Source organism: Streptomyces sp. NPDC007205, from assembly GCF_040634095.1.
Classification (GTDB): domain Bacteria; phylum Actinomycetota; class Actinomycetes; order Streptomycetales; family Streptomycetaceae; genus Streptomyces.
The window spans coordinates 1-8,541 of sequence record NZ_JBEYEW010000093.1 but is presented as its reverse complement, the minus strand read 5'-3'; the positions used below and the strand labels follow the sequence as shown (position 1 = coordinate 8,541).

Genomic DNA, 8,541 nt, shown 5'->3' with positions numbered 1-8,541 from the left:
GCCGGCTTCCCGCTCCTACGCCAGCGGATCCTGCTCCAATGATCAACACGAAGCGTTACCACCGATTACGGGCCAGAGCCGTTTACTGGACAGACTCTCGATACACGCCCTAGCCTCGACATTTCATGACGGCTCGTCAGTGCAACTGGCGGGCCATTGCGGCGTGTTGGGCTGATGGCGGGCAGGGTGAGGGCCCGGCTGTCGCGTCGGGTGGGCGCCGGGTTCCACGGCTCCGGCAGGGTGGTAGCTACTCGCAGGGAAGGGAACGCGCCGGTGGTGACCAGCTGGGCGGCGGTGGAGAACAGCCGCAGCCGCAGGCGGCGGGGCTCCCACAGACGGGGCTTGCCGGTCAGGGCGAGCATCGGCATCCAGGCGAGCAGGTCCAGGGCGATCTGGATGATCTCCAGCCAGATCTGGTTCTGCGCCATGTCGTGGCGGGGGAGGTTGCGCAGGCCGGTGGCGCGGGCGGCGCGGATGCGGTCTTCGGCGCGGGCGCGCGCCCGGGTACAAGGACGGCCAGCGGCTGATCTTCGAGGTGTCGAGTCACGAAGGAGATCAGCACGATGATCGCACCTGGCAGTGTGCCGCTGCACGCTCTCGCGGAAGACAACCTCGCCGCGGCGAGTCCCGATCTGCTGCGCGCGGTGGCCAAGACGTTCGCCGACGCGCTCATGTCCGCGCAGGCCGATGCTCTCTGCAACGCCGAATACGGGTGGGGATGGCCAGTTCCACGGTGCAGCTCAGGTCAGGCAGTTACTTCCCGCACTGGTTGCTGGAGCGACGTCGGCTGGCCGAGCAGGCCCTGATCTCGGTGGTCGCCACCGCCTACCTGCTGGGCGTGAGCACGTGCCGGGTCGAGAAGCTCGCCGAGTCGCTCGGGCTGACCCAGCTGTCGAAGCCGCAGGTCAGCGCGATGGCCAAGCACCTGGACGAGCAGGTCACCGCATTCCGCAACCGTCCCCTGGACGCCGGCCCCTACGCCTTCGTCTGGGTGGACACGCTCACGCAGAAGGTCCGCGAGGGCGGCCGCATCATCACCGTGCATGCGCTGATCGCGGTCGGCGTCAACGCCGACGGGGCACCGCGAGATCCTCGGCCTGGACGTGGCCACCGCCGAGGACGGCGCCGGCTGGCTGGCTGGCCTTCCTGCGCTCACTGATCGCCCGCGGCTTGTCCGGGGTCCAGCTGGTCATCTCCGACGCGCATATGGGCCTGGTCAACGCGACCGGCGCCACCCTGCCCGGCGCGAGCTGGCAGCGATGCCGCACCCACTACGCCCGCGCGCTGCTGAGCCAGGTCCCCAAGTCGGCCCCGCCGTGGGTCGCCACGCTGCTGCGGACCATCTCGAACAACCCGACACCGACGCCGTCCAGGCTCAGATGCGGCACGTCCTGGACGCACTCGAAGCCAAGTTCCCCAAAGTCGCAGCCCACCTGGACGCCTCAGGGCGACGTGCTGGCGTTCACCGCGTTCCCGCGCGAGATCTGGCGGCGGATCTGGTCGAACAACCCGCAGGAACGGCTGAACAAGGAGATCCGCCGCCGCACCGACGTGGTCGGCATCTTCCCCGACCGCACCGCCCTGATCCGCCTGGTCGGCGCGGTACTGGCCGAGCAGAACGACGAGTGGACGAGGCCCGCCGCTACATGGGACTCAAGCTCCTCGTCAAGGCCCGCCTCCACCCGATTGGGTCAGAAACCGACGAGACCGCCTTGCCCACCGAACTCACCGCATAGCCTCAAAACGAGATCACCGAGTGGCCGTCGATACACCACTCCAGCGGACGTGACCGGGTGGGTCGGTCGGGGTGCAGGCAGCACGTCTGCGCTCTGGCTTACAGAGCCGTCGATCAGAAGATCTCGTCGCGCGTCCGGGCGCGGAACTGGTCCTCACGGTCGTGCAGGAGCTGAGAGTCGAGTACGCCAGTTCCCGCCAGCGACATCTCTAGCGCGTCGAGCCAGCGCAGATAATACTCCTCGACCCCGTCCTGGCCCTTCTCCGCGATTGCCTGCACCAAATGGCCGCGGAAGGTCTCCCACGTGAAGAGTTCGGCCTGAGACAGCGTGACGGCCATGCCGAACGCGCGGCTTTGCCAAGGAGCTTCGAAGACCAGCTCACCGTTGCTGCGCGGCATGGCAAGTGGGCCGTCAATACAGCCGCTGACGCTCCGGTCCACCACGGCACCCTGGGCGCCCACGGCACCGACGACTGAGTTCTGAGTCATCGCGTGGCCACCTTTGGCTCGATATCCGGAAGAATGGTCACGCCGACCATGGAGTCGCGCGTCACCAGCGCAGTGAGCTCTTCCTCGGACATGTGTTCCGAACCCTTGGGGCGCTGCGGGATCACGAAGTAGCGGACCTCGGCGTTGCTGTCGAGGACCCTGATCTCACTATCGTCTGGGACAACCGTGCCGAACTCCCTGAGAACGGCTCGGGGTTCCCGGACGACGCGCGCACGATAGGGTGTGTCCTTGTACCAGCGCGGGGGCAGACCCAGGACCGGCCAGGGGTAGCAGGAGCACAGGGTGCAGACGATTACGTGGTGGACTTCGTCCGTGTTCTCCACAGCCACCAAGTTCTCGCCCTCCATGCCGCCGATTCCGAGTTCGGCGACAGCCTTGGTGGCGTTCTCCAACAGGCGACTCCTGAACGCCGGATCCGTCCACGCCCTGGCGATGGCACGAGCCCCGTTCAGCGGTCCAATGTCATTGGTGTAGATGTCGATGATCTCGTCCACGACCTCGCCCTGCAGCACGCCCTTTTCGCGCAGCAACGACTCCAGAGCCCTCGCTCGAACCTCACCCTCGGAGAGCTCACGCGGCCGGTGGTTGTTTTCGCCCATGTCGGATGACCTTCTCCTCCGGATCCTTCGCTTACTGGGAGACAGCGTCCTGCCCTACGGCGGTGGCCTCGGGATCGAGATCCATGTACGACTCGAAAAGACTCAACACGACGCTGACATTCGTCTCCGTACCCGGGCCCCATAGGTCGGTGCCCGCAAAGCGGACCATGTACGTCGGTTCCGGGTCGTCTCCGCCGGTCGCCTCGGTGTCGGGCAAGGGGTAGGTGCCGCTGTAGGACACGACCACCCCGGGCTTGCCCCACACGTACCACGGCAGCCGTGTGTGACCGGAAACGGCAAGCACCCGCGCGCGGACGCGATCGTCGGCCTGGAATGACCGCGGTTGGTCCGGTCGGCGTACGCCGAGACCGGTGTACGCGAGGTTCTGGATACCTTCCCGCAGACTCTGCGCGACCTCCGGGTCCGTCGGGACCGGCAGGGCCGGCGGTGTCTCACCGTTGCGAATAGCCTGTCGCCGGGCGGTGAGTTCCTCAGGGGTGACGAAGCCGTCCCGAGCGCAAAGCTCCTCCACCGCCTCAAGCCAGTGCACGTAGTAAGGGGTCCACAGATACTCAGCCGGTGGCATCTGCTCGATGATGTGGCGGAACTCGGCCAGCGACCAACTGCCCTGGACGGCGCTCACCAGGGTCAAGGAGAAGACCAACCCCTCCCACGGCTCATGGAACACCAAGTCGTCCTTCGTCTCGATCGGGCCCATGTGGTATCCGCCAATATCGTGGATTCCGATCATCGAAGACTCCTTGCAGTCCTCTTGCCGTTCATTTCCGTGTTACGGGAAGGGGCCTCCTGAGCGCCTGTCAAGAGCCCTGTTGGTAAAGTTGCTTATTGCAAGCCATGTGGTTGGAAGGACTTCCTCGCACCTTCCAACCACATTTCAGCACTGGCTCAAGCCTGCGGCAAGCCCACCATCTCAACTGAGCCTGCAATCCCGGTTGATGGTGGTGAGTTGTGCGGCCACGTGGTCCGCGACGTCATCCGCCGCCAGAGGGCTGGGCGCCTCGGTGAAGAGCCCACTCAGAGAGGTCACCGCGTCGGCCGCGGTGCGCTGCCAGGACGACGTCCAGGAACTCAAGATCTCCTGCAGCTCCGGCCGTTGCTCGATGGCATAAAGGGCCAGGGCCGTACTCCAGTCACGGCTGCGACGGCTGTCCTGCCCGAACTCCTTGAGCAGGGAGGCCAGCAGTGGATCACCGTTCTGCTTGGCGAGGAGGGCGAGGCTACCATTGAGGAGCGTGTCGAGCGCAGGCTTAAGGGCGAGGTTCAAGGCCGCGAACGCTTCTCCCCAGTCACGGACGGCTAGGAGCTGTTCCAGCGCTCGCCGCAGTGGTTGCCACAGGGGGTCATTTTCCCATGTGTCGCGCGCCGTGGCGGTGGCAGCCAGGTGGTCACCGTGAGCCAGTGACAGGGACTTCACCCAGTAGGCGAGCCATTGAATGCGTCGCAGTTCATCGCCGGCCTGGAACGCGGCGCAGTTCACAATGTAGGCGGTTGGCGCCATTTGCGACACGTACATGATCGCCATCTGGAGCACGTGCAGAGGAAACCGCATGGGTACCGCAAGTTTCTGGAGGACCTGAACCCATTCCGGCTGAAGGTTCTCGATCGCTTCCGCAGATTCATGTTCATCGATGAGAGCATCCACGTAGATCTCTCGACCGTGTTGCTGCAGAACGTACTTCCTGTACGTCAGGCGGTGCGGGTCGCGAAAGGATTCCCAGTCCTCAACCTGAAATGGCGATCCTTCGCGGTACCTTCGGTACCACTGGTTCACAGGCGCGTCGGGAGAGATCTCAAACGGGGCGGGCTCGCGTCGGAAGCTGTGGAGGAATTGCGCGTTCACGACTTCGTACTCACTCGGTTTCCTCTTCACGTCGCCGAGTGTGCTCCACGCCTTCGCTTTTGAGGACTTACGACTTTGCACTGTCGGTCTCCCGATTCTCCAGATACCAGGTCAATTGATCCTCGGTGGCCCTCATCCGTCCGGCGAAGGCGGTGAGTACATTTTCAATCTGCGACAGCGGGTAGGCGAAGCCAAGCTCGTCTTCGAGGCTTGCTCGGGTGAGTCGGCACTCCCATGCCGCCTGAATGCGTATGTAACCTCCCCTGTCGATGACTTGGACGCCGCTGTCTTGGTTGTCTGCTTCGATGGCGGCGATGATTGCATCCGCGAGTTCAGAATCCGTGCCGCGTATGATCGGCCCGACCAACTTTGGGCCAGGACGCGGCCTTTCGTGGATCCCTTGGCCTTCGTCTTGCACGTTCACCGTCAACTGCTCACCTTGTCTGTGTTAGTCGGAACGGCGATGTCCAGCCACTTACCGTTCAGGCGGACAGGGTATTCACGGAGCTGGCAGTTCTCCGGATTGATCCCTCGACCATTGGTCAAATCGAACTCCCACAGGTGACTGGGACAGACGAGGGTATTACTGTCCATGTCCCAGTCACCGTCAGCCAGCAGGGATCCTTGATGTGGACATATTCCCTGGAAGGCCTTGGCGGGGCCGTCAATGAGACGCACGAGCAGAATATCCTGGCCTTCGATCTCGACGCCCAGAACTTCCCCTTCGAGTAGCTCGTCATCAGCCAAGGCCGTCACCCAGCGGGCGTTGTCAGTCACGCGTACGCCACCCGCAATATATCCATTGGGCCTATGCCCGTGCTTTGGACGGTTTCCTTTGGGTCCAGCCGGTTTTCGTCGTGCCAGACCTCTATGGGCCGGTCCTGCGGAGGGACCATCACTCCGACTGCCTGGTGGGCTATCATCTCGGCCACGACCGCCAACGAGTCAGCATCGTCGATCGGGATGAGTCGAACCATCAGGTCACCGTCGAATACTGCTCGGACGAAAATTACAGACACGATTCCTCCACTCTGCTCGCCGCCCTGCAAGGGAAGTGAAATCCAGCCACGCTCAGGCACGCCGTAGGGGAGTTGCCGGCATCGCCTGCTTGAGATCAGCCCACGCGTACCCGGTAGCGTCCTTTCCGCTCTCCTCAGGCGAGATGCCCATGTACGCCAGCACACCCTCCAGGGTCGCGGGCTGAATCTGACCGGCGGCAAACCGATCGGAAAGCGTGAGGTGGCCAGCATAACGGTCCGGGTCCTGTTCGAAAATCCATTTACAGGGTGCGGAGCAGAAACTGTACTTGCGGCCGTTGTAATCGACCGTCAGCGGATCCGGAGACGCTAGGTGACCTGCAAGGTGGCCTACCGGGGTGAGGATCGCCAGGTTGCAGAGGTTGCACAGAATGGGCAGCGTCTCCGAAACGGTACGTTCAAGCCTGCCTTCTCGGACGTTCTGTGTAATCACGTCCCACGGCTTGCCGAAGGTTTTGTTCCACCCGGGGTACTTCTCTTCAAGCCAGTCTCGTTCAGCCGCCGACATTCCAGCATCCGGATCCCACCACAAAGTGGGCCGCAGATACCACAGACCCAGATGATAGGCGTGGTGTATCCACTCCACTTCCGGCAGGAAGTGGTCATCCCAGTACCAAGGCTTCTCCAGTCCGACTTCACGGATCTGGTCAAGGAACTGCTTGATGATCCACTCGTTCATAAACTCCTTGAACGAGCGCGCACGATGCTCCAGCGGCGAGTAGTAGTCCGTCGAGACGCCGGTGAGCAGGGAAAACAGCCGCCACCCCCGCCAGAACGAGATCTCGACCAGACGCTGGGCCACGTCCTTACGGCCATTGGCCGTCAGCACCGCGATCGTTGCCCCGCCCTGCTGAGCGTGACGTGCCTCGTCGGTCTGGACCGAGGACACCAATGACGCGAAGTCGATGTCGCCTACGCTGAGGGCATCGGCAGCCAGACTCATGAAGTGCAGATTCGTGAAGCCGGTCTCCAACGAGAACGGCAGCTGCACTCCGATCGTGACAGCGTCGGAAGCCACGGCCATGTCTTCGATCTCAGAGCGGTTGGCGATTGCGCCCCAGTTGTTGGTGTGCTGCTCCTTGTTTGCCCAGTCGACCCGGGGCTCCTTACCCAGCAGCTGGTAGGAGAAGTAGAGATGGATCTGGGTGTGACGGATTTCGTCCAGGAAGCCGTACACTGCCTGGTTGCGCCATGCAGCCGCGCGCCCGAACCGAGCCATCCGCAGATCGCCGAATCCTGCCATGTATTCCGTGAATGGCGCAGCACTGAAGTGGATCAGTGCGGCTGACTTCCAGCCCGGATCGAGCTGTTCATACGTAGCCGAACGAGTGACTACGGAGTTCACCGCGTAGACAGACGCTTCCTTTACCGTCTGATTGTGCACGTACTCGCGATAGCTGATCTTGTACGGCTCGTCCCACGACCACCAGGACTCGGCTGACATGCCGAACTTGGCACACATGGTGTCAGGGAATGCCTCTGCTTCATCGACGTACGACAGCGTCCAGTTCATGTCACGGGCGAGGTCGTACCAGACTGATCGGGCAAGTCGAGGCATGTCTGTCCTCTCCTTCCATGGCTCGATGGCACAAGCACGAGCCATTTTGCGTCGTGGACTGCGGTGCACAGCGATCGAGCCCAGCTTCTGTGCAGAGCGCTGTACCCATTCAGTAGACCGATCACGACCCACCGCGCATAGAGGCTGCGGACGAGGGAACGGGCTCAAACTTGGTGACATTGTGAGCTTGTGAACGCAGGCCGGTCACGTAGGTGGCCTGCTTCGGCCCCAGGGCTCACACCCGGGGTGTCTGTTGAGTCGGCACGGAGCGCGGTGCCAGTGTTGCCACTGGTCCGTTTCTCCGTGCCGCTCGCCGAACCCGGCGTACCCTTCTCCGAGTACCGGGCTCTCCACGGACTCCGCCGTTCAGGCGTGGTTGGGGCGGGTCCAGGGGTTGGAGATCGTGTTGCCTCTGTAGCGATAGCGAGTGACCGTCACCGCCTGGAGGTCGAACAGTTCGATCCCGTCTACCGAGGGCCTTTGCCACCGTCCGTTGTGGTCGGTAAGGCATCGGCGGACGTCCCTCCACTTCCAGCGGTGCAGTGCCATCCACCAGCTGATCACCCGGTGCCACGTGAAGCTGGCCAGGGAACTCAGGGTGGCTTTGCAGACCGCGTGCTTGAAGTAGTTGGCCCAGCCGCACATGATCTGGTTGAACCTGATCAGCAGATCCCTGGGGTTCTGCTGCGACGTTCTGTTCGTCAGGGCGCGGATCTTGTCCTTCAGCTGCCGTATGGGCCGGTCAGTGGTGAAGGTGTAGACGTGCCACTTGTCCGTTCCCCGCTTGCGGCGCCACTGGATGCGGAACCCAAGGAAGTCGAACCCGTCCGCCATGTGCACCACCTGCGTCTTGGCCTCGGAGAGGCGAAGACCGAGCGGTTGCAACACCTCGGCGATGTCCTCGCGCAGCGCCTCGACGTCGTCGCGTTCGCCGTCGGTCAGCACGACGAAAGCGTCCGTGTAGCGGACGATTCGCCAGTTCGGACGTCTGGTTGCGCGGCGACGCCTGCGCAGGTGACTGGTGGCCATCTCCCCGTTCGGTTCCCATGGCCTGGTCAGGTGCTCGTCGAGCGCCGACAGGGCGATGTTCGCCAGGAGTGGGGAGAGGATGCCGCCCTGCGGGGTGCCGGTGAGGGTGTCCTCGCGGTGGCTCTGGCCCGTAATCGGTGGTAACCAAGGGTGACGGGCGCCGTTGGTGTGGTGTGCGAGATGTCAATGAGCTTGTGGCTGTGGTGTTTTCG

The 8,541-nt window shown here is 63.2% G+C and carries 10 protein-coding genes and 2 pseudogenes; 2 read left to right on the top strand and 10 right to left on the bottom strand.

Annotated elements, in window-relative coordinates:
* Positions 1–65: 65 nt before the first annotated feature.
* Positions 66–497 (bottom strand): annotated as a pseudogene (locus tag ABZ624_RS41360) (transposase); the annotation flags it as partial.
* Positions 498–718: 221 nt separating this feature from the next.
* Between ABZ624_RS41360 and ABZ624_RS41355 the strand changes: the two are divergent.
* Entirely contained in the window at positions 719–1,159 is a 441-nt protein-coding gene (locus ABZ624_RS41355; RefSeq protein ID WP_360100629.1) for a transposase, read from the top strand.
* Between the two features lie 11 nt (positions 1,160–1,170).
* Positions 1,171–1,575 (top strand): annotated as a pseudogene (locus tag ABZ624_RS41350) (transposase); the annotation flags it as partial.
* A 274-nt stretch (positions 1,576–1,849) separates the two neighbouring features.
* Here ABZ624_RS41350 and ABZ624_RS41345 read toward each other — a convergent pair.
* From ABZ624_RS41345 to ABZ624_RS41305, 9 genes are all read right to left on the bottom strand, one after another.
* On the bottom strand, positions 1,850–2,224 hold the full coding sequence (locus ABZ624_RS41345) for a nitrile hydratase accessory protein (RefSeq protein ID WP_360100626.1): 375 nt from the start codon (positions 2,222–2,224) through the stop codon (positions 1,850–1,852).
* A complete protein-coding gene (gene nthA, locus ABZ624_RS41340) occupies positions 2,221–2,844 on the bottom strand; it encodes a nitrile hydratase subunit alpha (protein WP_360100623.1) in 624 nt (207 codons plus the stop codon). Before nthA ends, ABZ624_RS41345 begins: the two co-directional genes overlap by 4 nt.
* 31 nt (positions 2,845–2,875) lie before the next feature.
* Positions 2,876–3,595 carry a nitrile hydratase subunit beta gene (gene nthB, locus ABZ624_RS41335; protein WP_360100620.1) on the bottom strand — a complete coding sequence of 240 codons (720 nt, stop codon included), beginning with the start codon at positions 3,593–3,595 and terminating at the stop codon, positions 2,876–2,878.
* 180 nt (positions 3,596–3,775) lie between these two features.
* A complete protein-coding gene (locus tag ABZ624_RS41330; RefSeq protein WP_360100617.1) occupies positions 3,776–4,705 on the bottom strand; it encodes a toluene monooxygenase in 930 nt (309 codons plus the stop codon).
* Positions 4,706–4,772: 67 nt separating this feature from the next.
* Positions 4,773–5,129, bottom strand: a complete 357-nt coding sequence (locus tag ABZ624_RS41325) for an MmoB/DmpM family protein (protein WP_360100635.1) — start codon at positions 5,127–5,129, stop codon at positions 4,773–4,775.
* Between the two features lie 2 nt (positions 5,130–5,131).
* Positions 5,132–5,482, bottom strand: a complete 351-nt coding sequence (locus ABZ624_RS41320) for a Rieske 2Fe-2S domain-containing protein (RefSeq protein WP_360100614.1) — start codon at positions 5,480–5,482, stop codon at positions 5,132–5,134.
* The gene (locus ABZ624_RS41315; RefSeq protein WP_360100611.1) at positions 5,479–5,724 is read right to left on the bottom strand and encodes a toluene-4-monooxygenase system B family protein; all 246 of its coding nucleotides are present in this window, start codon (positions 5,722–5,724) and stop codon (positions 5,479–5,481) included. Before ABZ624_RS41315 ends, ABZ624_RS41320 begins: the two co-directional genes overlap by 4 nt.
* 52 nt (positions 5,725–5,776) lie before the next feature.
* Positions 5,777–7,300 (bottom strand): YHS domain-containing protein, encoded by a 1,524-nt coding sequence (locus ABZ624_RS41310; protein WP_360100608.1) that lies wholly within the window; start codon positions 7,298–7,300, stop codon positions 5,777–5,779.
* A gap of 366 nt (positions 7,301–7,666) precedes the next feature.
* The gene (locus ABZ624_RS41305) at positions 7,667–8,464 is read right to left on the bottom strand and encodes a group II intron maturase-specific domain-containing protein (protein WP_360100632.1); all 798 of its coding nucleotides are present in this window, start codon (positions 8,462–8,464) and stop codon (positions 7,667–7,669) included.
* Between the last annotated feature and the right edge of the window lie 77 nt (positions 8,465–8,541).

Excerpts from the sequence above, each read along its gene's own strand:
- nthB (WP_360100620.1), bottom strand. The coding sequence starts at position 3,595 with ATGATCGGAATCCACGATATTGGCGGATACCACATGGGCCCGATCGAG.
- ABZ624_RS41310 (WP_360100608.1), bottom strand. The coding sequence starts at position 7,300 with ATGCCTCGACTTGCCCGATCAGTCTGGTACGACCTCGCCCGTGACATG.
- ABZ624_RS41345 (WP_360100626.1), bottom strand. The coding sequence starts at position 2,224 with ATGACTCAGAACTCAGTCGTCGGTGCCGTGGGCGCCCAGGGTGCCGTG.
- nthA (WP_360100623.1), bottom strand. The coding sequence starts at position 2,844 with ATGGGCGAAAACAACCACCGGCCGCGTGAGCTCTCCGAGGGTGAGGTT.
- ABZ624_RS41355 (WP_360100629.1), top strand. The coding sequence starts at position 719 with ATGGCCAGTTCCACGGTGCAGCTCAGGTCAGGCAGTTACTTCCCGCAC.